Source organism: Nosocomiicoccus ampullae (genome assembly GCF_019357495.1).
Classification (GTDB): Bacteria; Bacillota; Bacilli; order Staphylococcales; family Salinicoccaceae; genus Nosocomiicoccus; species Nosocomiicoccus ampullae.
Genome location: NZ_CP079110.1, coordinates 69,140 through 92,459, shown reverse-complemented (window position 1 = coordinate 92,459; position 23,320 = coordinate 69,140). Strand labels below are relative to the sequence as shown.

23 protein-coding genes and 1 pseudogene are annotated in these 23,320 nt (G+C 34.6%); 10 read left to right on the top strand and 14 right to left on the bottom strand.

Going from position 1 to position 23,320, the window contains the following annotated elements; translation table 11 throughout:
- The first annotated feature begins 11 nt into the window (after positions 1–11).
- Positions 12–260 carry a hypothetical protein gene (locus KPF49_RS00420; RefSeq protein WP_183672971.1) on the top strand — a complete coding sequence of 83 codons (249 nt, stop codon included), beginning with the start codon at positions 12–14 and terminating at the stop codon, positions 258–260.
- Here KPF49_RS00420 and KPF49_RS00415 read toward each other — a convergent pair whose 3' ends face one another.
- Complete coding sequence (locus KPF49_RS00415) at positions 261–1,103, bottom strand: DUF368 domain-containing protein (protein WP_246562745.1); 843 nt, start codon at positions 1,101–1,103, stop codon at positions 261–263. It abuts the gene before it with no gap.
- A gap of 137 nt (positions 1,104–1,240) precedes the next feature.
- Between KPF49_RS00415 and KPF49_RS00410 the strand changes: the two genes are divergently transcribed.
- The gene (locus tag KPF49_RS00410; protein ID WP_183672970.1) at positions 1,241–2,908 is read left to right on the top strand and encodes a Na/Pi cotransporter family protein; all 1,668 of its coding nucleotides are present in this window, start codon (positions 1,241–1,243) and stop codon (positions 2,906–2,908) included.
- Positions 2,909–2,952: 44 nt separating this feature from the next.
- Here KPF49_RS00410 and KPF49_RS00405 read toward each other — a convergent pair whose 3' ends face one another.
- Positions 2,953–5,310, bottom strand: coding sequence for an FdhF/YdeP family oxidoreductase (locus KPF49_RS00405; protein ID WP_183672969.1), 2,358 nt, complete (start codon positions 5,308–5,310; stop codon positions 2,953–2,955).
- A gap of 96 nt (positions 5,311–5,406) precedes the next feature.
- A pseudogene (locus KPF49_RS00400) lies at positions 5,407–6,665 on the bottom strand (L-lactate MFS transporter).
- A 106-nt stretch (positions 6,666–6,771) separates the two neighbouring features.
- Between KPF49_RS00400 and fdhD the strand changes: the two are divergent.
- Positions 6,772–7,569 (top strand): formate dehydrogenase accessory sulfurtransferase FdhD, encoded by a 798-nt coding sequence (gene fdhD, locus KPF49_RS00395; RefSeq protein WP_183672968.1) that lies wholly within the window; start codon positions 6,772–6,774, stop codon positions 7,567–7,569.
- A 9-nt stretch (positions 7,570–7,578) separates the two neighbouring features.
- Here the strand turns inward: fdhD and KPF49_RS00390 are convergent, their stop codons facing one another.
- The 7 genes from KPF49_RS00390 to KPF49_RS00360 all read right to left on the bottom strand — a co-directional run bounded on the left by KPF49_RS00390 (position 7,579) and on the right by KPF49_RS00360 (position 13,369).
- Entirely contained in the window at positions 7,579–8,367 is a 789-nt protein-coding gene (locus KPF49_RS00390; RefSeq protein ID WP_183672967.1) for an N-acetylglucosaminidase, read from the bottom strand.
- 49 nt (positions 8,368–8,416) lie between these two features.
- On the bottom strand, positions 8,417–8,596 hold the full coding sequence (locus KPF49_RS00385; RefSeq protein WP_183672966.1) for a hypothetical protein: 180 nt from the start codon (positions 8,594–8,596) through the stop codon (positions 8,417–8,419).
- 81 nt (positions 8,597–8,677) lie between these two features.
- Positions 8,678–9,694: a 3-deoxy-7-phosphoheptulonate synthase gene (gene aroF, locus KPF49_RS00380; protein WP_183672965.1), complete on the bottom strand. Its 1,017-nt coding sequence runs from the start codon at positions 9,692–9,694 to the stop codon at positions 8,678–8,680.
- Positions 9,695–9,830: 136 nt separating this feature from the next.
- Entirely contained in the window at positions 9,831–10,682 is an 852-nt protein-coding gene (locus KPF49_RS00375; RefSeq protein WP_183672964.1) for a MerR family transcriptional regulator, read from the bottom strand.
- Positions 10,683–10,799: 117 nt separating this feature from the next.
- Complete coding sequence (gene mqo, locus KPF49_RS00370) at positions 10,800–12,275, bottom strand: malate dehydrogenase (quinone) (RefSeq protein ID WP_183672963.1); 1,476 nt, start codon at positions 12,273–12,275, stop codon at positions 10,800–10,802.
- A gap of 89 nt (positions 12,276–12,364) precedes the next feature.
- The gene (locus KPF49_RS00365) at positions 12,365–12,694 is read right to left on the bottom strand and encodes a PH domain-containing protein (RefSeq protein ID WP_183672962.1); all 330 of its coding nucleotides are present in this window, start codon (positions 12,692–12,694) and stop codon (positions 12,365–12,367) included.
- A 12-nt stretch (positions 12,695–12,706) separates the two neighbouring features.
- Positions 12,707–13,369: an HAD family hydrolase gene (locus tag KPF49_RS00360; protein ID WP_183672961.1), complete on the bottom strand. Its 663-nt coding sequence runs from the start codon at positions 13,367–13,369 to the stop codon at positions 12,707–12,709.
- Between the two features lie 93 nt (positions 13,370–13,462).
- Between KPF49_RS00360 and KPF49_RS00355 the strand changes: the two genes are divergently transcribed.
- The 3 genes from KPF49_RS00355 to KPF49_RS00345 are packed head-to-tail and all read left to right on the top strand — an operon-like array spanning position 13,463 to position 15,341.
- A complete protein-coding gene (locus tag KPF49_RS00355; protein ID WP_183672960.1) occupies positions 13,463–13,903 on the top strand; it encodes a YtoQ family protein in 441 nt (146 codons plus the stop codon).
- Positions 13,904–13,949: 46 nt separating this feature from the next.
- A complete protein-coding gene (locus KPF49_RS00350; RefSeq protein ID WP_183672959.1) occupies positions 13,950–14,933 on the top strand; it encodes a YeiH family protein in 984 nt (327 codons plus the stop codon).
- Positions 14,934–14,993: 60 nt separating this feature from the next.
- The gene (locus KPF49_RS00345; protein ID WP_183672958.1) at positions 14,994–15,341 is read left to right on the top strand and encodes a hypothetical protein; all 348 of its coding nucleotides are present in this window, start codon (positions 14,994–14,996) and stop codon (positions 15,339–15,341) included.
- Positions 15,342–15,378: 37 nt separating this feature from the next.
- Here KPF49_RS00345 and KPF49_RS00340 read toward each other — a convergent pair whose 3' ends face one another.
- The gene (locus tag KPF49_RS00340) at positions 15,379–16,251 is read right to left on the bottom strand and encodes a DegV family protein (RefSeq protein ID WP_183672957.1); all 873 of its coding nucleotides are present in this window, start codon (positions 16,249–16,251) and stop codon (positions 15,379–15,381) included.
- Between the two features lie 140 nt (positions 16,252–16,391).
- Here KPF49_RS00340 and KPF49_RS00335 point away from each other — a divergent pair, with 140 nt between their 5' ends.
- Positions 16,392–17,879: a SulP family inorganic anion transporter gene (locus KPF49_RS00335; RefSeq protein WP_183672956.1), complete on the top strand. Its 1,488-nt coding sequence runs from the start codon at positions 16,392–16,394 to the stop codon at positions 17,877–17,879.
- A 10-nt stretch (positions 17,880–17,889) separates the two neighbouring features.
- Complete coding sequence (locus KPF49_RS00330) at positions 17,890–18,294, top strand: universal stress protein (protein WP_183672955.1); 405 nt, start codon at positions 17,890–17,892, stop codon at positions 18,292–18,294.
- Positions 18,295–18,319: 25 nt separating this feature from the next.
- Here the strand turns inward: KPF49_RS00330 and KPF49_RS00325 are convergent, their stop codons facing one another.
- The 3 genes from KPF49_RS00325 to KPF49_RS00315 are packed head-to-tail and all read right to left on the bottom strand — an operon-like array spanning position 18,320 to position 20,958.
- Complete coding sequence (locus tag KPF49_RS00325) at positions 18,320–18,682, bottom strand: hypothetical protein (RefSeq protein ID WP_183672954.1); 363 nt, start codon at positions 18,680–18,682, stop codon at positions 18,320–18,322.
- 23 nt (positions 18,683–18,705) lie between these two features.
- A complete protein-coding gene (locus KPF49_RS00320; protein WP_183672953.1) occupies positions 18,706–19,461 on the bottom strand; it encodes a class I SAM-dependent methyltransferase in 756 nt (251 codons plus the stop codon).
- 51 nt (positions 19,462–19,512) lie between these two features.
- A complete protein-coding gene (locus KPF49_RS00315) occupies positions 19,513–20,958 on the bottom strand; it encodes an amino acid permease (protein WP_183672952.1) in 1,446 nt (481 codons plus the stop codon).
- A 324-nt stretch (positions 20,959–21,282) separates the two neighbouring features.
- On the opposite strand from KPF49_RS00315, the gene KPF49_RS00310 reads away from it, so the two are divergent.
- A complete protein-coding gene (locus KPF49_RS00310) occupies positions 21,283–22,347 on the top strand; it encodes a PTS sugar transporter subunit IIC (protein WP_183672951.1) in 1,065 nt (354 codons plus the stop codon).
- A 29-nt stretch (positions 22,348–22,376) separates the two neighbouring features.
- The gene (locus tag KPF49_RS00305; protein ID WP_183672950.1) at positions 22,377–23,306 is read left to right on the top strand and encodes a ketopantoate reductase family protein; all 930 of its coding nucleotides are present in this window, start codon (positions 22,377–22,379) and stop codon (positions 23,304–23,306) included.
- Positions 23,307–23,320 lie beyond the last annotated feature (14 nt).

Genomic DNA, 23,320 nt, shown 5'->3' with positions numbered 1-23,320 from the left:
GTGATGTAATTATGAAGCAACTATTGCTTTTGTTATTTATATTATTTAACGCATGGAGTGGTTTTGATATACATGCGAACTACTTACCAGATGATTTAATCGACTGGTTAAGTATACGTATTATATTGCTCGTAATCTCCGGTGCTTTAAGCGTAGTATATATTTTACTCGGTAGCAAAAAAATTAACAAATATTCTTGCAGTTATAAATATATTACTTGCCGGATGGCATTTTTATACTATTTTACTCATTTACTTTAATTAAATTGCATGTGTATTATTTTTGATTGACATGTAATAACTAATGGATAGCCCAAGTAAAAATGTCACAGTGGAAAAGACCCACTCACTGATACTACTTGGCATTCCATTGTAAATTGGAAATACCGATCCAATGAGTAATCCAATAATTAGTGCATACATTAAATATGGGTATGTCTTTAATAAGTAGTGAAGTATTCTACTCGTTAATAATACCCCACTCAATACTCCGAGACCTGTCGCCATAAGTACAGGAAATACACTAAAATCAAATGATAAAAACTCTGATATCGAGTACATCACAATCGGATATGCGCCGAGCATTAATAATATAACCGCTCCAGATAAACCAGGTAATATTAATGCACTTGCGCCTAAAAATCCACTAATAAACATCCATATGAGTAACGTTCCTGTAATTTGAACATTTTCTACACTTGCTTTTTCTCCAACAAAATAATCGAGTGAAAATAAAGCAATCGTCACAATAATCATTAAAATGTAGTGAATGCTTTTAAATTCAACTTTATAATTACCAAGCTTAAACATCATCGGAACAACACCCAACACTAATCCTAAAAAGAAAAAGTGTGTAATCGTCGCATGCTCATTTAACATATAGTTAATTACCGAAGACATCGTTACGATTGCAATCCCCATTCCAATAACAAGTGGAACTAAAAATTTTAATGACTCTTTATACTTTTTTGTAAATAGTTGATTGATTGAAACTAGCATTTGATCATAAATGCCAAGCAGTAACATAAGCGTACCGCTACTTATACCGGGGAGCATTTCAGTAATGCCCATAAAAAATCCTCTAATAACGTTTGACCATCTCATTCATTTTACCTCTAATTTATATTGATAATATATTTTACCATAAGCACTTGAATTTTTAATCTTTAACGTTGAAAATGGTATTATAATATACATATTAGCTTAAATGCTTTTTAATTAATTTTTGTGGAGGAAAAATTATGGATATAACTCCAATGGAAGTCATCTTCTCTTTCCTTGGTGGACTTGGTATATTTTTGTACGGTATTAAGTCTATGGGAGACGGTTTACAAGCAGCCGCTGGGGACCGTTTACGTGAGATTTTAAACCGTATGACAGCAACGCCACTTCGTGGAATTTTAGCTGGGATGCTTGTAACTATTTTAATTCAGAGTAGTTCGGGTACAACTGTAATTACAATCGGCTTAGTTTCTGCTGGCTTTATGACTCTTAAACAAGCCATCGGTGTAATTATGGGTGCAAATATCGGAACGACAGTCACAGCTTTCATTATCGGTTTAGATATTGGTGAATATGCATTACCTGTTTTAGCAATTGGTAGTTTTCTGTTATTCTTTTCAAATAAAACAACTACTAATAATATCGGTCGTATTTTATTTGGATTTGGTGCATTATTCTTTGGTCTTGAATTGATGGGAGACGGGGTAAAACCGCTCGCTGATCTAGAGGCCTTTAGAAACTTAATGTTACAAATGAGCGACAATAGATTTTTAGGTCTAGCAGTTGGTACGATACTTACAGTGATTGTACAAAGCTCAAGTGCAACAATTGCGATATTACAAAACTTCTATTTAAACGACCTTGTCGATTTAAAAGCAGCGTTACCAATATTACTTGGTGATAACATCGGAACGACAATTACAGCAATTCTTGCTGCCCTTGTTGGATCAATTGCTGCTAAACGTGCTGCAGCAGTTCACGTTATTTTTAACGTAGTAGGTGCAGTAATATTTATAATATTACTACCTTTATTTGTAATATATGTCGATTTTCTACAGTCATTATTAAACTTAAATAAGCCAATGACTATCGCTTTTGCACACGGTTCTTATAACTTAATAAACACATTAATTCAGTTACCATTTATCGGTACACTCGCGTGGATTGTTACTAAAATTGTTCCAGGTAAAGATCTTGCTGAAGATTATAAACCAAACCTTTTAGATCCAATTTTACTTAAGCAATCACCACAACTTGCGACTCAAAGCGCTCAGAGTGAAGTGAAAAACCTAGGGTTAATCGTCTCAGATACATTCAAAGATTTATACAAATACGTTGAAAACCCTACAGATAAACGCTATAGAAAAATTCAAGAAAAAATACAACTGATTGATAATGTACAAGACCGTATTAGAAAATATTTAATGAATATATTAGAACTTCAAAATCAGCGAAGTATCGATAGCGAAAATATCGCTGCACTATTAGAAGTAACAAGAATTTACACAAATACTGCTGACTTTATTGAGAAGTTTACAATTGAATACAAAAAGAAAGAAGATGCACGTATCCGTATTTCAGACGCTGCATTTGAAGGATTAGAAACTATGATGAAGCACGTCAAACGTTCACTCGATATGACCGTAGACTCCATTGATATTTATAATCCAGCTGGGTTAGAACGTATTATTCAACTCGGTAAACAATCAAATAAAATCGAACATAACTTACGTCAAGACCACGTTTCGCGACTCAATGATGGAACGTGCTCACCTGAATCAGGTGCAGTATATGCTGAACTAATCGCGTTACTTGAGCGTATCGGTTATAACTCAAGAAACATCTCAGAAACAATTCTTTACTCAACAAGACACGAGTTACCAGAAGAATTTACGATTTATGACTAAAGAAAAATCCCCTAATCATATGATTAGGGGATTTTCTATTTCTATTAGTTCGGATTATCTTCTAAATCCGGTACTGGTTTTTCTAAATATTGTCTATCTTTGTTTGCGTTGAAGAAGTCTGCCTTTTCAACTTTAACGTTCGCATCGTAATCTGGCATTTCTACGAAACTTTCGTAAACACCGATCTGTGCTAAGAAGTTACCTTCTGGGAATAATGTACCGACATTTCCTTCACGGATGTCTGCGTATCTCGCGTGTCCTTGGAATACTCCGTTTTTGTTATAAAGTACAATTGCTTCTCCATCTTCAATTGCTTGACGTTTCGCATCTTCTGGGTTGATGAGTACGTCGTGACGGTTCATATGGTTGAAGTTATCTACGTCACCATAAACCATTGAGTTAAACTGTGCACCACGGCGCATTAATAGTTTATACTCTCCAGCTTTTTGGTTACTCTTAGGAATTTCCATCGTAATTAAGTTCGCACGACCGTCTGGTGTCGGACAAACTCCACCTTCACATAACCAAGCACCACCGTATTGGTAGACGTCTCCTGCTTTAGTTAAGTGTTGTACACCGTCATACACTGGGTTACCTTTTGCGATTTCGTTACGAATGTCTTGACCTGTTTTAAAGTCGATTAAGTGACTGTCTTCAGGTTTTACACGTTTCGCAAGGTCTACATAAATTTGCCACTCACTACGTGCTTCCTCAATTCTATTACGGTTTCCTTCAATTTCAGGTGAGAAGTATACCATACGTTCTGTTGAAGTCGATAAACCACCACCATCTTGTTCATAACGAGTTTTAGCTGGTAGTACGATAACCGCTTCTTTCGCATCTACAAGTGTTGATGTATTTAAAATAATATCTTGGTGTACACGAATATCTAAGTTTGATAATGCTTGTTCAACAAAGTCAGGGTCTGGCATTGTTTCTAAGAAGTTACCACCAGACATGTAATATAACTTAAGTTTTCTTTCATTATCTTCGTCTAACATTGCGTTTTCAATCGTTACACCAACTGTATCTCCCGGCCAGTTCGGTAAGTCAAAGCCCCATAGTTTTTCAATACGTTCAACGTTTTCATCGTCAAATCCACCACCTGGTAATGAGAATGGATCTGCACCCATTTCTCCAGAACCTTGAACACTTGAATGTCCACGTAATGGCATTAAACCACAGTGCTTTTTACCTAACCAACCACGTAATAATGCGACGTTTGCCACTTGTGAAATGTTGTCTGTTGCATGTGAGTGCATTGTTAAACCAAGTGCCCACACCATTACACCAGTTTTTGCTTTTGCGAGTGTTTCAGATAATTCAATGATGTCACTCTTAGAAATACCTGAAGATTCAACAAGCTCATCCCAGTCTTGAGATTTAACGTTTTCCATTAATTCCTCGTAGTTATTCACGTGCTCTTTAATGAAATCATGGTTAATTGCAGAACCTTCCTGAACTTCTTCCATCTCAAACCAGTGTTTCATAATACCGTGCATTAGTGCGATATCTCCACCAATATTTACTTCATAGAAATCATCTGCAATTTTTGTTCCAAATAACGCAGATTCAGTGACTGATGGTATCCAGTAATCTTCAAGTGCTGGTTCTCGGTACGGGTTAATCACGATAATTTTCGTTCCACGTTTTTTCGCTTCCATCATGTATTTTGTTGATACTGGTGATGCGTTAGATGCAACAGATCCCCAAAATACGAGTACATCTGTACCTAACCAATCTTGGTAGTTACATGTTGATGCACCTACACCAATTGAGCGCATTAACGCTGACTTAGATGGTGAGTGACAAATACGTGATGCGTTATCGATATGGTTTGTACCTAAGTAACGTGCAGTTTTAGCTGCCACGTAGTAAGATTCGTTTGTAATCCCACGGCTTGTTAGGTAGAACGCGTATTGTTTTGGATCTAATTCACGCATTTTTCCTGCAATTTGATCCATTGCCTCATCCCATGAAATACGTGTAAAACGACGTTCGCCTTTACGACGAATCATCGGATAAGGAATTCTTCCTTTTTCACGAAGTTCACGGCTTGAGTATTTACGTAACTCATCAATATCTTGATGTAAAAATTCTGGATCGATTGGAGGTGCTGTGTTTAATCTGAGAACGTTAAAACGTGTCGTACACATGTGTGGACCATTTAGTGTTTGGTCTTGTAGACCAGAAACACCTAATGCACACCCGTCACATACACCTTTTAAGATAATATTTTTGGCATAGTTTAGGTTATCTCTATTTTTCCATACGATTTTAGCTGTATCTCGCATATGATGCGGCTTAACTTTTGTTAAACCGAATGGAATTGGACTCACCCATAATTTTGGATCCCAACGTTTTGTTTTATTTACAGGACCTGGATGTAATGTTTTGCCCATTATTTTTCCTCCTAAAAGATTGCTACCCTTTATTATACACAATACACACCTCTGTGCTTAACGATTTTTGTTACTTTGTGAAAATTTAAAGTAGATTTAAACTGTTTGATTATTTAATTCTGATTCTCTTTTAATTTTACGAATATCCGCACGAATAACTAATGAGATAATTAGTGCTACAACAAACATCGCAACGAATATATATAATGTAATATCATAGCTTTGTGTCGCTTCATATACTTTCGCAACGATAAACGGCCCAACTAGCCCTGCGAGTGCCCACGCTGTTAAAATATAACCGTGAATTGCACCGAGTTGTTTTGTCCCAAACAAATCTGCAATATATGCTGGAATTGCTGAGAATCCTCCACCATAGCAAGAAATCATAATGAATAACATAATCATAAATAACATGCCGTTCGTCGTGAATGGTAATAACGCGAACACGATAATTTGAATAATAAAATATATCGTATAGACATTTGGACGACCGGACGACCGATGTAGTCAGAAATACTTGCCCACACAAGACGGCCTGCACCGTTAAATACTCCCATTATTCCAACCATAATTGCTGCACTTTTTACTGATAAACCAGCAACTTCTTGTCCCATTGGACTTGCCACGGCTAAAATAGCGATTCCGCATGTGATGTTAATAAATAGCATTAACCATAGGAAATAGAAGCGGCGTGTTTTGACTGCTTCATTTGCCGTAAGTTGTACATAGTCTTTCTTTTGTTTCGGTTGTTCTTGTAACGGAATTCCAGACGGATGATAACCTTCAGGTGGTCTTTCAAGATAAAGACTCGCTGAAAGCATAATTACAAAGTATGTAACACCCATAATATAAAAAGTGTTAGCGATTCCAAAATTATCTATTAAATAACCCATTACTGGACTTGCGATCATCGCTGCAAAGCCGAATCCCATAATCGCTAAACCTGTTGCCATACCGCGTCTATCTGGGAACCATTTAACTAAAGTAGATACTGGTGTAATATACCCAATACCTAAACCAATACCTCCAAGTACCCCGTAACCTAAATATAAAAGCCATAAATTTTCAATCGACACTGCGAAACCTGATAAGATTAGACCCGATGAAAAAAACACTGTTGAAATTAAACCTGATGCTTTTGGTCCTCTCGCTTCTACAAAATGTCCCATAAATGCTGCAGATGTTCCTAAGAAAAATATAGCAATACTAAAAATAAGTGAAACATCACTTAACGTCCAACCAACTTTGTCTTGAAGCGGCTGAGTAAAAACACTCCATGCGTAAACGCTTCCAATAGAAATATGTAACGCCACCCCAGCTAAAGCCATAAGCCAACGATTTTTCTTTGTTTCCATCGTTCTACCCCCTTGATTTTAATTCATATTATTGAATATTATTTATAATTATGATTATATATCTATAAGTAAGGGTTTACAATATTTATTTTAGGGGTTATTTAAGTTGGATATTATCTCAAATGAGAAAATTATTAAATATAAAAATAATGAGTTCGAAGCGTTCACTGACAAAGTTGCAACAGAGTTCCCTTTAACGATTTATATCAACGACACAGAATTTGCAACGCTCGTCTGTACGCCAGACCACTTAGAAGAATTAGTCATTGGATTTTTAGCATCTGAAGGTGTGATTCGATCATTTAGTGATATAAAATCTATGAATATCGATGACCGTGGAGGATTTTGTCATATCGAAACTACTCGAGAAATACCAATAGATGTATTTAGTTTTACTAAACGTGTACTCGGTTCATGCTGTGGTAAAAGTAGACAGTTTTATTTTCAAAGTGATATGGAAATGTCGAAAGTATCCATGTCAAAAACAAAAATCACTCCAGATCAAATCATCAGCTTAATGAAAACGATGCAAGATACATCAGATGTTTTTAAAGAAACTGGTGGAATTCATAACGCAAGTATCGCAACGCCTAACGGTATTATTGTCCAGCGTGGTGATATCGGTCGTCATAACGCACTCGATAAGTTATATGGATACTGCTTAAAAAATAATATTACTGTACACGATAAAGTGATTATCTTTAGTGGAAGAATGTCTTCAGAAGTATTAACGAAAGTATCTAAAATAGGTGTAGGAATTGTCCTTTCAAAATCAGCACCGACTGACTTAGCACTTAGACTTGCTGAAGACTTAAACATTACAGCCGTTGGATTTATAAGACGTGGTATGTTTAATATATACAGCCATTCAGACCGAGTAGTTGGTGCAAATAAAGAGGAGTAACGCTATGCGTTACTCCTCTTCTTTATAAATTTTACTATCTATAAAATCCGGTTTTATTTGTGCTACTTCATAATGCTCTTCTAATATTCCTGAAATGGACTCTGGCCATTTAATATCCGTTGCATATAAATGTGTCCCCGGATTATTTGGATTCCAGCGCATATCATATAGTGTATTTTGATTGTTATCAAAATATTCATGACGGATAAATTTCGCACCACCAATAATTGCACGCTCTTTTGAATCCCACTTCGCTTTTTTAGCGTAACTACTACCTTCTTTAATCGCTGCAACGTCGAATGCTCCGATACCATAGAAATTATAATATGTTTTGTCGTCAACCTTGATACCTTTTGCTAATTTTGATTTTCCATTGCCAGTTTCTACTTTAGCATGAGCGATTAAATATAGTGCATTTACATTATGCTCTTCTTCTGCTTTTAAAAAGTACTCTCCTGTTCCTTTTAAAACACCAGCATCCTTTAATAGCTCATTCAGTATTTCGACTGGCACTTGTGATCTATTGTTAAGTTCAACAAACTGATACGTACTTTGAAGATCCGGTTGCATTGCCTTCTTAATGTCATCATCAGATGCAGGTACAAGGTACCCATCACTAAATTTTAAATCTTCTGTACCATTACTAATTTGTCGTTCTAAAGCTTCATTAAATGTATACATTGGTTCTTCCTCTTTTTCTAGTAAATAGTCCATTGAGACAATAAAAGCAATAATAAATATTAATATAATTACTAACATTATAATTACGAGTATATGTTTTTGTAATGAATTTTTCATAATGCTCCTTAAATTAAAACTGAGACTAACGTCGTTAGCCTCAGTTTCATTAGTTACTATATAATGCTCTTTCAAGTGATTCTAGTTTTATTTGGAAATCTTCGTCTAAATCTTGAATATGTAGCTTTTTTTCTAATAGGTCTTTAGATACATCAAATGGTAAATCGAGTGCTTTACTTATCTGATAAACAGTTAAAACGCCGCTTAAAATTCTAAGTTCTTTTTTCAAGGACACTCACCTGCTCCTATAGAATTTAAGATAATTATACTCTTTTTATTACTTTAAAGCTACAAATACTTTGTAAAGATTTTATAAAGTTTTCCCTTCTATTTTAAGAAGAATTTTAATCGTCTCCATTAGATTTTTAAATTCTTCTGGAGTTAATGATTGTTGACCATCACTCCATGCTTTCTCAGGATTTTGATGTACTTCGATTTGTAAGCCGTTTGCACCAGACATGACCGCTGATTTTGCCATTGATGGAATTACATATCTAATTCCTGCAGCGTGAGATGGATCGATTACAATTGGTAAATGAGATTCTTTTTGCACAACCGGTACTGCTTGAATATCTAATGTGTTACGTGTTGCATCTTCAAACGTTCGAATGCCGCGTTCACAGAATATAACGTTCTTGTTTCCACCCGCTAATATATATTCTGCACTCATTAACCACTCTTCAATTGTTGCTGACATGCCCCGTTTTAAAAGAACAGGTTTATCTGTTTGACCAACTGCTTTTAATAAATCAAAATTCTGCATATTACGTGCACCAATTTGAATAACATCTACCATATCGACAAACGTATCTAAATGGTCAGTCCCCATAAGCTCTGAAACAATTGGTAATCCCGTTTCCTTTTTCGCTTCGTTTAAAATTCGTAGCCCTTCAACACCGAGTCCTTGAAAGCTATATGGTGAAGTTCTCGGTTTAAATGCACCACCACGTAAAGAGTTTGCTCCAGCATCTTTTAGTTGCTTCGCAAGTTCAATTGTGTCAGTTTCATTCTCAACTGAACATGGACCTGCGCACATTAAAAAGTGACCACCACCGACTTTAACACCACCACCGATATCGATGACACTATCTGTCTCATGAAATTCACGATTCGCTTTTTTATAAGGTGCTGTAATTCTATATACATCTTCGACGATATTGTATTTTTTTAACGTATTAATATCTATTTTTGATACGTCACCTGTTAGACCTAAAATAATTCTATTCGATCCGTTTGAACGATGGACATTTAACCCCATCGATTCAACAAATTGTGTGATTTCATCAATTTGATTTTCACTAGAGTTTTGTGAAATATGGATAATCACCTACAATCCTCCTTTAGCAATGAACGCCAAAAAATGCCACTTTCACTTCATATGTTAAGTGGCATTTTTGTTAAATTATCGTCCACAATATATCTTTTACGTATTGTAACATGAATCGCTATTTTTAGGCGTCACTTTAGCCTCCAAACAGTCTTGCAAAAAAACCTTTTTTCTTTTTCTCAGGTTCAAATGTTACGTTTTTCTCTTCAGCTTCAGATACTTCCTCTTTTTCTTCTTCTACTTTCGGTGCTTCTTCAGCATCTTCAGTTTCTTCTATGTCTTCTTCTTTTTCCTCATAAGTACTCATATCAAAGCTGTCTTTATTGTTTGATGTTTCTTCTTCTTTGCGATCTGGCTTTTCAGTTACTTCCTCTTCCTTAGTTTCCTCTACTGGCTCTTCAATTGCTTCTTTTTCTTCTAGTTTCTCTTCTTCTTTTGGTAGAGATGTTTCTAGGTCTTCTAGAGTTTTTGTATCAGATTCAATCTTTTCAGCAGATTTATTTAAATCTTCTTTAATTGTCGTTACTTCTGATTCAAGTAATTGCTGTTGCTCTTTAGTATCTAAAAGATTTTCGTCATAACTATCGAGTCTTGTGACAAGCGTTTTAATATTTTGATGTAGCTCAATATTTTCTTGTCTCATTTCTTCTAACTTATCAACAACAAGTCTTAATGCTTTTAATACGTCATCATTTGAAGCACTATTATTTGTTTCTTCTTTGTTTTTTTCGATGATTTCATCTGCTTTTTTAATGACTTCATCTGCAGCGAGTTCTAAAGTAAATCCAGGTTCTTTAGAAACTTTAATCATTTCTTGTAGTACATGTACGTCTGCTTTAGAAAACAAACGTCTTTGATATTCATCACGTGTGACTTCGTAGCCACGTTCTTCAAGCATGCGGAAGTACTTACGTACGTTTTGATCTGATAACTCGACCATATCCGTTACTTGCGCTGTCGAATAATAAATCGGTGTGTTTGTAGCCATAGTATTCTCCTTATCTGTCATCTTTCGATATAAGTATTATAACGCATAGCGTTATATCTTTCTAGGTAAATTGCATTAAAATACGCCTAGCAGTCGTATCGCTAGGCGTTATTTCAGTTATTTAATTTTAAGAATCTCACGAACTTCTTTATCGATTAACTCATACATTTCTTTTTCATCGCCGAGATGTTTACCATATGAAGGAATCATTTTCTTAATTTCTTTTTGCCATTCGATAAACTCTTCAGGAAATGCACGTTTTAAAACATCAATCATTGCATCTGTAGAAGTCGATGCACCTGGTGATGCTCCGAGTAGCGCTGCGACTGAACCATCTTGTGAAACAATTGTTTCAGTACCAAACATTAAAGTACCTTTCCCTTTATCAGTATCTTTAATTACTTGAACACGTTGGCCTGCAATAATCGTTTCCCATTGCTCTTTTTTAGCAGTTGGAACAAACTCTCTTAGTTCCTCAATACGATCATCATCTGATAGCATTAACTGACTAATTAAATATTTCGTTAATGGCATTTCTTTTGCTCCAGATGCAAGCATTGTGAAAACGTTATTCGGTTTAACAGATCCGATTAAGTCAAAGTAAGAACCTGTTTTTAAGAACTTAGGTGAGAATCCTGCGAATGGTCCAAATAGTAATGATTTTTTACCGTCGATATATCGTGTATCTAAGTGAGGTACTGACATTGGTGGCGCACCAACTTTAGCTTTACCATACACTTTACCTTCATGCTTATTAACGATTTCTTCATCTTGTGCAACTAAGAATAAACCACTGACTGGGAATCCACCAATATTTTTAGACTCAGGTATTTTCGTTTTTTGAAGTAGTGGTAAACTTCCACCGCCTGCGCCGATAAATACGAAATCTGCGATATGGAATTCATCAGACCCTGTATTTAAGTCTTTCACTTTAACTTCCCATTTACCGTTATCCATTTGTTTTAAATCTAATACTTCATGTTTATAGTTTAGAGAGACACCTTCATGTTGTAAGTTGTTAAAGAGTTGTCTTGTTAACTCACCAAAGTTTACGTCTGTACCTTTTTCCATGTAAGTCGCAGCAATATCTTCAAATGACTCGCGACCTTCCATCATTAGGGGCATCCACTCTTTTAACGTTTCAGGATCCGTACTAAACTCCATCCCTTCAAATAATGGATGTTCTTTTAAAATTTCTTGACGTTTTCTTAAGTAGTTTACGTTATCTTTACCTTCTACAAAACTAAGGTGTGGTACTTTTTTAATAAACTCTTCAGGTGCAGATAGTCTGCCTTCTTTAACGAGATTTGCCCAGTATTGTAATGATGTTTGCCATTTTTCGTTGACATTAACAGCTTTTATAATATCAATGTTACCGTCTGTGTCTTCAGGCGTATAGTTTAACTCACATAGTGCAGAGTGACCTGTACCGGCATTATTCCAAGGGCCTGAACTCTCTAACGCAGGTGATTCAAGCGTTTCAAACATTTTCACATTCCAGTTAGGTTCTAAATCTTTAATGAGTGTTCCTAACGTTGCACTCATTATGCCTCCTCCGATTAGGACGACATTTTTCTTCTCGTTCGTTGTCATACTGAATCTATCTCCCTAATTTAATATTTACTTACTATTATATCGTTCTCTATAACGGTATAAAAGTATTAATACTTATCTATTTTTTGTTAATTTATTTTATCTTTTACATAATTCACAAATGTGTCAACGTCGCCTTCTTTGACATTAACTAAAGCAAGCTTTCCCATGCCTTCAGGGAATTCTATAAATAATCCATGCGCGTTTGTATAAATGTCAGCAATGTCGTTATATGAAAATACACGTTTATACTCTTCACCATTCATATCTACATTCATAATTAGGCGCTCATTTGTCGTAATAAATGCACCTACCCATTCTGCTTGCCCTTGTACGTTATAAATTATTGTTCCTTCAAGTGCAGGCCCAAATGATTCTGTTGGATATAACTCTGATTCACTAATATTAATTAACGACATAATATTCATCCTTTATTTTAATATTTCCCATCCGTTTTTATCAGCAATAATTTCTAATGTTAAATCTGGTTTAACGACCACCGGATGGCCAACAAGTTTTAACATACTTAAATCTGTAGCACTGTCACTATATGCATGACTCTCTTCCCATTCTACTTCTTTCTTTTTTAAATGATCAAAAATCAATTCGATTTTACGAGTGCCGAATACTCTCACAAATGGTTGCTTCGTTGAGACGATACCTTTTTCGTTATAGTTCACTTCTGAACCGATTATATGGCAAAATTCATCTTTAAAAATTGCTTCTAACATCGGGTGAAATGCTCCAGAAACGAGAATCGTATAGTAATCGTTATCGCGTAACCACTGTAATCGTTCCATGACATTTTTGTTCAGCTCTTTACGCATCGATTTACCAACGATATTAAAAAATTCGTCCATCTCTTCTTTTGTCGCACCTTTAAATGCATGAATATATGACTCCAATGCTTTGTACTGGTACTGTAATTCTGGTACAAGCTTTAGTTTATGACCAAAATATGCAGGCGCAAAACGTCTCACAAAGTGTTTGTAGTATTTTTTATATTTTGGATTATCACGCATGTGTAAACGTAATGTTTCGAATGTTTCATATGGATAAATCGTTCCGTCAAAATCAAATAGTGCGACCTTCATAATGATGACTCCTTTATTGTTGTTAACAGTTTTAGTTTATCATATATCAATGTGGGTATATAACAATTAAATATAACTTAGGGGGAACAAAAAGTGGAATTAACTGTTTATTTAGCAGGCGAGATTCATACAAACTGGCGTGATGAGTTAGAAGAAAAAGTAAAAGATAAAAAACTTAATATTAACTTCGTTTCTCCTCAAACAAATCATGACTTATCAGATGATATTGGTGAAAAAATTTTAGGTGAACAACCAAATAATTACTTTAGAGACGATGCTGCGTCTAGTATTAATAACTTAAGAACGACTGTTTTAATGCAAAACGCAGATATCGTTATTGCACGATTCGGCGATGAATATAAGCAGTGGAACACTGCAATGGACGCAACAACCGCTGTAAATCTTGGGAAACCACTCATCTTAATTCGCCCAAAAGCGCACATTCACCCACTTAAAGAACTGTCTAATAAAGCAAATGTTGTATTAGAAGAAGTTGACCAAGCGGTCGAAGTATTAGAATATATTTATAAATAACTTTAAAGGTAACCTAATGGTTACCTTTTTAATTAGGAGTCTATTTATGAAAAATAATGCACGACTGTTTTTATATGGAATTTTATTTACAATAATTGTTGCTGCAATTAGCTATCTGCTCTCATACATACCTGTTCTTTCTAGTATCGGTGCACTTGCGATTGCAATCATCATTTCTATGATCTACCGAAACTCTATTGGATATCCTGAGCCGTTAAGAGGTGGCATTACATTTGTTTCAAAAAAATTACTTCGCGTTGCAATTATATTATACGGACTGAAGCTAAATTTATATATCATTGCAACAGACGGGTTATGGCTACTTATAGGTGGAATTTTCGTTATTTTATTTAGCGTGTTTATGATTATTTTTATCAATAAATTATTTAATGGTAATGAAAATATCGCACTCTTATTAGGTTTTGGAACAGGTATTTGCGGTGCAGCAGCAATTGGGACAGTTTCTTCGATTATTAAAAGTGATGAAGAAGACACTGCGATTAGTATCGGACTAATTTCATTAGTCGGTACATTTTTTGCTCTCATATATACATTTCTATTCCCCGTTGTGAATTTAACAGACTCTGTCTACGGGATGTGGGCAGGGCTTAGTTTACATGAAATCGCACAAGTCGTTTTAGCAGGAAGTGTAAGTCAAGATAGCCTTGCATTTTCGCTACTTGCGAAATTATCACGTGTATTTTTACTAGTTCCTGTTAGCTTTGTATTAATGTACATTTGGTCAAAACGAACGACAAGAGAAAGTACGACACAAAAAGTGAATTTCCCGTACTTTTTAATCGGATTTTTATTACTCGCAGTGATCAATACGTTTATAGCAATCCCTGAAAATATTTCTCAAGCAATCGATGAAATCGCAAAATTTCTAATGATTATGGCAATGGTTGGACTCGGGTTAAACGTTTCATTTAAATCACTATTAAATAAAGCTAAAGTACCGATGATTTCTCTACTTGTGACGTCAAGTTTACTATCTGTTATCACTTATTTTTTATTAATTCTAATATAACGTTTAACACCATAAATATTTGGTTACACTGTATAATAGAAAATAGAAGGAGTGGACATTATGTTTAGACATATTATTAACTGGTATCTAGCTTCACAGCTTTATCAACCAGGATTAAGTAAAGTAAAAGCAAATGGTGAAGTTGGAGAAGAGGTTGAAAAGAAATTTAACGTGAACTCTAACGAAATGCTAATTGTTGGTTATTTAGAAAGTATTGGTGCAGTACTCTTAAGCCTTTCATTAGTAAGCAAAACATTTGGACGCCTCGGTGCATTCATGGCTTCTACTGTTATGTCAGTTGCTGCAGCAAAACATTATCTAGCTGGAGATAGCTTCAAAGATACTAAACCAGCACTTAAACTTGCATCACTTTCAATTTTAAGTTTATTATCTTCACTTAAAAAATAAAAAACATGTTTCCTGAAAAAATCAGGAAACATGTTTTTTATTCTTCAAATTTATTTGGTATAAATGCCATACCGATTGCACCGTTCCCACCATGCACACCTAAAACTGTACCTAAGTAAAACACATGATAATTTAACTCTGGGAACTTATCTTTAAATTTTTCTACAATTTTCAATGCATCTTGTTCAACGTCACCATGAACGACAACGACCTCTAAATTACCTTTAAATCTTTCATATTTTTCAACTAGCAATTCAATCCATTTAGCCATTACACGGCGATCCGTACGAACTTTTTCATATAGCTTAACGCCCTCTTCATTGTCAAACATCATAATCGGACGAATTCTTAATAATGAGCCAAGTGCAGCTGAAGTTGATCCAAGTCGTCCACCTTTTACAAGGTTGTGTAAGTCTTTAAGCAGTAAATAAGTATCTGTTTCACTCGCAACCCATTTTAAATGCTCGACTATTTTTTCAATCTCAATATTTTTTTCGTTCATATTCATTGCTTGTTCGACCATGTTACCAATTGTGTAAGATGTGTTTTCTGAGTTAACAGGATACACTTGAAGTTTATCCTTATACTCTTCCATTATCATTTTCATCGTCTGGAATGTACCGCTTAATTTTGCAGATACAGTGATTCCAATAACTGCGTCATATCCTTCTTCTACAATATCATCTAAAATATCCATAAATGATTGTGGGGTTGGTTGTGAAGTTTTCGGCGGTACTTTTTCAGTTTTAATTCTATTGTAAAACTCTTTTATTTTACTTTCTTCTTTAGAATCAATAATTACATCGCCATTTTCATAAGTAATGTGAAGGTCGACTCTATAAATGTCCGGGTGGTTCTCATATTTCGAATCTAAATCTGCAGTGCTGTCGACAATATATGCGATTTTCATAAAAAGCTCTCCTTATGAAGTTATTATTCATTATCCGTTAAGTATAGTATACAGTAAATTTTAAATCATAACCTATTATACAGATTCATATGCACTTGTTCTAATAATATATGTGTAATATAATATTTATTTGTAAATTTATGAAAGCTGGTGAAGACTTGAACACATTAACAAAAGCAGATGAATGGTTTAAAAACCCTAATATTTTTACAAATATAATTGCTGGGTTAATTGTGAGTATCGCATTAATTCCTGAAGCTGTTTCCTTTTCGATTGTTGCAGGACTCGATCCAATGACAGGTCTTTATACACCGATTATTATGACTATAACCATCGCTTTTGCAGGTGGCCGTCCGGCAATGATTTCCGGAACTACTGCAGCAATGGCTCTTGTCGTTGTTGATATCGTCAAATACCACGGTGCTGAATACTTATTTGCGGCGACGATTTTAATGGGTATTATTCAGATGATACTTGGATATTTAAAAATTGGGCGTTTACTTAGATTTATACCAAACTCTGTAATGATTGGATTTATGAACTCGCTTGCGATTTTATTATTCATCACACAATTAAAAAACATCGTTGGCATATCTAACGCTACGTATTTTTATGTCACTTTTACATTTCTTATTATTTTATTTGCTCCGAGATTATTTACAACTATCCCCGCTCCACTCGTTGGACTTGTGATAATGTCTCTCGTATATTTTTTCTTTGGTGGAAAGGTTATGACAGTGTCGGATCTTGGTACGATTAAAAGTCAATTACCAGTTCTACATATTCCAAATATACCTTTTACATTAGAAACACTTAAAATTATTTTCCCATATGCAGTTTCTATGGCATTAGTTGGACTTATTCAAAGTTTAATTGTCGCGAGAATTTTAGATAACTATACTGAGACAAATAGTAATAAGAATAGAGAAAGCTTTGGACAAGGTATTTCTAACTTGTTTACAGGACTTTTCGGAGGTATGGCTGGTTGTGCGGTGACTGGTCAATCAATTATTAACGTACAAATGGGTGCAAGAGCAAGATTATCAACATTTAGTGCAGGAATATCCTTAATCATTTTGGTGATGATGTTTGGAAGTATTGTAAATGAAATTCCGATGCCAGTACTTACAGGACTAATGGTATTTGTCGCGTATAATACGTTTGACTGGCGTTCATTTAAATATTTTAAACGTGCACCAAAATCCGATATGATTACGTTATCTGTAACGATGCTCGTTAGTATTATAACGAGTAACTTAGCACTTGGTGCAATATGTGGTATTGTAGCAGCAATAATTACGTTTGCGGTTAAAATTTCACACATCGACGTTACGAAACGAAAAACTGAAGCTGATCACATCACATATCATATTTCTGGTCAATTATTCTTTGCTTCGATTGAGTCAATGCTTGAACAATTAAACTATGACGACAATGAGTCACATGTCACGTTAGACTTCAAGCATGCACATCTGTGGGATTCCACTTCAGTCAGTGCAATTCAAACTGCTATACTAAACCTTGAAAAACATGATAAAACAGTCAAGATTATAAACTTAAACTCAAATAGTACTGAAATGCTAGAACGTATGACAAAAATAAGAGTTGAAAATAGTCAATCAAAGTGAGGGAATAACGATGTATAAAAATATTATTGTAGCGGTAGACATGTCTGAAAATAGTTATCGTGCTGTTCTTGAAGCAACAAAGCTTACCGAAGAAGATACCTTCATAACATTACTAAATGTAAGGGATGCCTCAGAAGCTCAGAGAGAAGCATTACACGGGGGTGACATAATACCTGAAGATACAATCGAAGGACTCGAAAAACAAACAAGTCTTTTAGATTCTAAAAACATTCAATATAAGCTTTTAACTAAAACAGGACAAATTGCAAAAACGATTATCGACGAAGCAAACTCTGGAAGTTACGACGTCATCATCGTCGGTCAAAAAGGTAAAGTGCTAAAAGATATTATTATAGGCAGTGTGTCAAGACGCGTATTAAAAGAATCGAAAATACCTGTACTTTTAGTAAAATAAACGAGAAAGACTGAGTCTTCCTCGTTTATTTTTTTATTTTCTCAAGTTTTTCTTTTAGCGATTTCTTTTCAGTATTATACAAGCAGTCGACCTCTTTAAATAATACATCACACTGCGTATTCTTCTCTTCATAACGTTTATCTGTTTTTAAGGTGTCTTCGTAAATGCACATAGAATTAAATAAGCTTTCAAAATGAAAATCAACAATGTCTACATAATCATAGGCTGTAATGTATTCCAACGCTGAAATCATTTCTTCTTTAAAATTTTCAAATCCAATCTTTTTAATACTTTTAAAATGTCGTTTGAAATAGTAACGATGTCCATATTCCTCTACGTCTCTAATATATTCGGTAAGTATATCTACATAATCTTTTTTAATAGTCATAAGTTTGACCTCCTGGCTTAATTTTAACTCGTTAAAATAACACCGTAATGTGAGACAGTACTTTTTCTAACACATTGCATAAAGTTAAATCTCTTAAACAATGGACTATTAAAGTGTGCTTTTAAAACAATTCGTTTAGATGCGACACGTTTTGCTTCTTCAATGATTGCTTCAGTTAATTCACTATTATCTGCATAATGTTTTAAACCTTCGATTCCTTCTGAATTAACATTTTCTTCATACATCGGATCAAAATAAATGACGTCATAACTGTTATCCTGTTGCTCTTTTAGAAAATTATAAGCATTTATATGATGCGTCTTTATTGTTTTTGAGGCGTTCTCTAATTCTCGTAACGTGTAGCGATATTTACTCATACCGATAGTAACTACTAAGTATACGCCAAGAGTGGATTCTAAAGCAGTAACATCATCCGTTACTATCGACGCTATAATACTGTCTGATGCAAGACCCATTGTACAATCTAAAAATCTGTCACCAACCGTTAGATTAGTCGCTTCTAAAAATGAATCAGACTCTCCTTTAAGTATACGCTTTAATCTAACTTGGGAAAAGTTTGGGTGATATGTGAAATTTTCATTTCTTCTATTTAATTGAACTTTTTCTTTACCGACTACAAGTACTTCTGAATATTTTTCTACGAGCTTTTTAGTACTTATTTTGTCTCTATATAAAAATGGAATATTATAATATCTTCCGAGCTCTTTAACTTCTTCAAGGAGTGTGTCGTTATATTTTAAAGGAGTAGTAATAATCATCTTTTCACCTCGTAAAAAAGAGTACTGAAGAAAATCAGTACTCTCTTTTTGTTAAGCTTTTCTTTTTCGTTCTAAATCTATATCTTCAAGTTTTACTTTTTTACTTCCAGTTACTACTTTATGAATAAATATTGCTAAGGCAAATAAAATAAATGGTAAGAAGTGGCTAAATACGCCTTTAAAATCAAGCGATAAGAAACTATTTACCGAACCGCCGAGGAACAATAACAATAATGCTAGAACGACGATTACCGTACCAAATGGATAACCTTTCCCTTTGAACGGTAAAACATCATCGATATTTTTTCCTTGAACCTTAATAGCTTTACGTAAGCGAATTTGTGCCCATACGTTAGACCCCCAAACCGCAATAACGAGAGAACCTACGAGTTCTAATAAGAAAAAGATTGCATTCTCTTTAAATTGAGAGAATATAATAATTGAAAATATCGCGATAATTATTGTAATAATTGCAGATAACGGTGAACGTGTACGATGACTAATCTTACCTAGAAATGCCGGTGCATGTCCGTTATTAGATAATGAAAATAACATACGACTTGCTGTATATAACATCGAGTTAGATGCGGATAATAACGCTGTTAAAATAACTGCGTTAATTACTGAAGCTGCAAATGCGATACCAATTCTATCAAACACAATTGTAAATGGACTTTGATTCACTGACCCAGATTCATTTAATAACATTGGATCAGTGTAAGGGATAATCGCTGCAATCACTGCAATTGATCCAATATAAAATATGAGAATTCTCCAAAATACTTGTTTCACTGCTTTAGGCATAGATTTTTCAGGCTCATCTGATTCTCCAGCAGTCACTGCGACAACTTCCGTTCCTCCAACTGAAAATCCAGCGATAAGTAGTACACTAAAGAATCCGGCCATTCCACCAACAAAAGGTGCTTCTCCTACTGTATAGTTTTTAAAACCATACGTTTCTCCACCTAAAATTCCAAAAATCATTAATACACCGAAAACAATAAATACAAAAATTGTTACCACTTTAATTAGAGAAAGCCAATATTCCGCTTCACCATATAAAGTAACTGTAAATACATTTAATAAGACGATAATCAAGAAAAAGATCATACTCCAGCCAAATGGTGAAATAAATTGCATCGGCTCCCAAAATGTAATCACGTTTGCAGCAACAATAATATCTACTGCTGAAACTAACACTCCGATTAGTAAGTATAACCAACCGACCGCAAAACCAACTGACGGATCAATAAAGCGAGTTGAAAATGCACTAAACGCACCAGAAACAGGATAAAATGTTGCAAGTTCTCCGATTGAGTTCATTAAAAAATACAGCATAACACCTATAATTAGGTAAGCAACTAAGGCACCACCTGGCCCTGCCTGAGATATAACGCCACCCGTCGCAACAAATAAACCTGTTCCAATTGCGCCACCGATTGCAATCATGGATACGTGTCGAGACTTTAATCCGCGTTCCATTTCATTGTTGGACATATTGAATTCCTCCTTTGTAAGTTTGTTATTAGTATCATAAGTATTTTCTTAGTAATACATATTTAATAATAGTATAGTGTTTTCACTATACTTTCAACATTTTTTATAAATTATTTTAATTATTCTGACTAATTTTAATTTACTATATATTTTAATAACTATTATGCATAAAATTACATCTTGTATAATTGTTAGCATTTTCACAAAATTATTGTATAACATTTGATAATTCTCACTTTTCCACTTGTTACTATTTGCTGAGCGTGATACTCTATTTATAGAAATAGTATACATATTTAATTCAAAATATATGGAGTGAAAGAAATGTCAGAAGCAGTAGCAAACGAAAAACTTACACCAAAAAAGTTTTTATTTAATGTTTTAAATGGTGTCGCACTAGCAATCGTCGTTGGATTGATTCCTAACGCAATTTTAGGAGGATTATTTGGATATTTAAGCCAATATGCGAATATCTTCCAAATACTACAAAACGTAGTTGTCGGTATTCAATTTACTATCCCGGTATTAACCGGTGTACTTATCGCAATGAACTTTAATCTAAATCCAATGGCAACTGTAACAATCGGTACAGCTTCGTTCGTAGGTTCTGGTGCCGCTGTGTTCACAGAAAATGGATGGATTTTAACAGGAATTGGTGACTTAATTAATACAATGATTACTGCGGCAATCGCTGTCGGAATTATGTTAATTGTAAAAGACCGCTTCGGTAGTTTAAGTATTATTCTAATTCCAATTGTTGTTGGGGGAATTTCAGGATTACTTGGTATTTTACTATTACCTTACGTGAATACTATTACAGTTGGTCTTGGTGTATTAATTAATAACATTACATCTGCACAACCAATTATCATGGCAATTCTACTTTCAGTTGCTTTTGCTATTATTATTATCTCGCCAGTTTCAACAGCTGCAATCGCATATGCAATTGGTATTTCAGGTCTCGCAGCAGGGGCCGCAGGTGTTGGAGTAGCTTCTACAGCAATCGTATTATTCATTGGTACATTACGTGTAAATAAAATTGGAGTACCTATCGCAATTATTTTAGGTGCAATGAAAATGATGATGCCAAACTTAATTCGCTATCCAATTTTACTTGTACCTGTCATTTCAAACGCAATTGTCTCTGGATTTGTCGCTGGCTTAATAAACTTACCAGGTACACCTCAATCTGCTGGATTTGGTGTCGCAGGATTAATTGGTCCAATTCAATCATTACAAGAGATGACTGGTGCTACAGGTTTTAATGTACTACTAGTAATAATCGCTTACTTTATAGTACCAATTATATTTGGAGTTTTATTCCACTTCTTATATACACGCGTATTAAAATTATATTCTGAAGAAATTTACGTTTTCGAATCAGAATAAATTAAATTAATTAAAGGTGGTAATCATTTATGAAAATCGCAATCGCTGGTGCTGGCGCACTTGGTGGACGTGTAGGATCACAATTATTTGAGGCAGGTTATGATGTAACATTAATCGACATGTGGGAAGAGCATGTTAACAAAATCAATGAAGATGGATTAGAGATACAAACTGAAACAGACACTTATACAATCGATATTCCAGCAACATTACCTAAAAATATCGACGGCACTTTTGACTTAATCATCATTTTAACAAAAGCAATGCAGTCTGTTGAAATGGTTAAAACTCTTGAAACACAAGGCGCAATACGTGAAGACACAGCACTTCTCACTATGATGAACGGTTTAGGTCATAAAGATCGTCTTAAAGAACTTATTAAAGAAGATCACATCTTCTTAGCAGTAACGATGTGGACAGCTGGCCTACGTGGACCTGGTCAAATATTACTAGAAGGTTCAGGAAGCATTATTATGCAAAGAGCAGATGGCATAGATACTCCACTTGGTCATGAAATTAATGACATTTTCAATAAAGCAAAACTAAACTCTAAACTTTCAGATGATGTTTTCCTAGCAATCTGGGAAAAAGTAGTCGTAAATAGCGTGTTAAACCCATTATGTACAATTTTAGATAAACGTATCGGAGAAATTGCTGCATATAGTGAAGTAGACAATATGATTGGACCTTTAATTCAAGAAATTGTAGACGTTGCAAATTCACGTGACGTTGCGCTTGATTACAATAAATCTTTTGAAAAAATTAAAGCGTCATTCCCAGATGAAGTCGCAGGATTACACTATCCTTCAATGCACCAAGACTTTTCAAATAAACGACCAACTGAGATTGATTATCTAAATGGTCAAATTGCACGTTACGGGGAAGAAAAAGGTATTAAAACACCATTAAATGAAATGATCACACATATGGTGCATCAGCTAGAAATGAAAAACCAATAAAAATAAGGACGAGT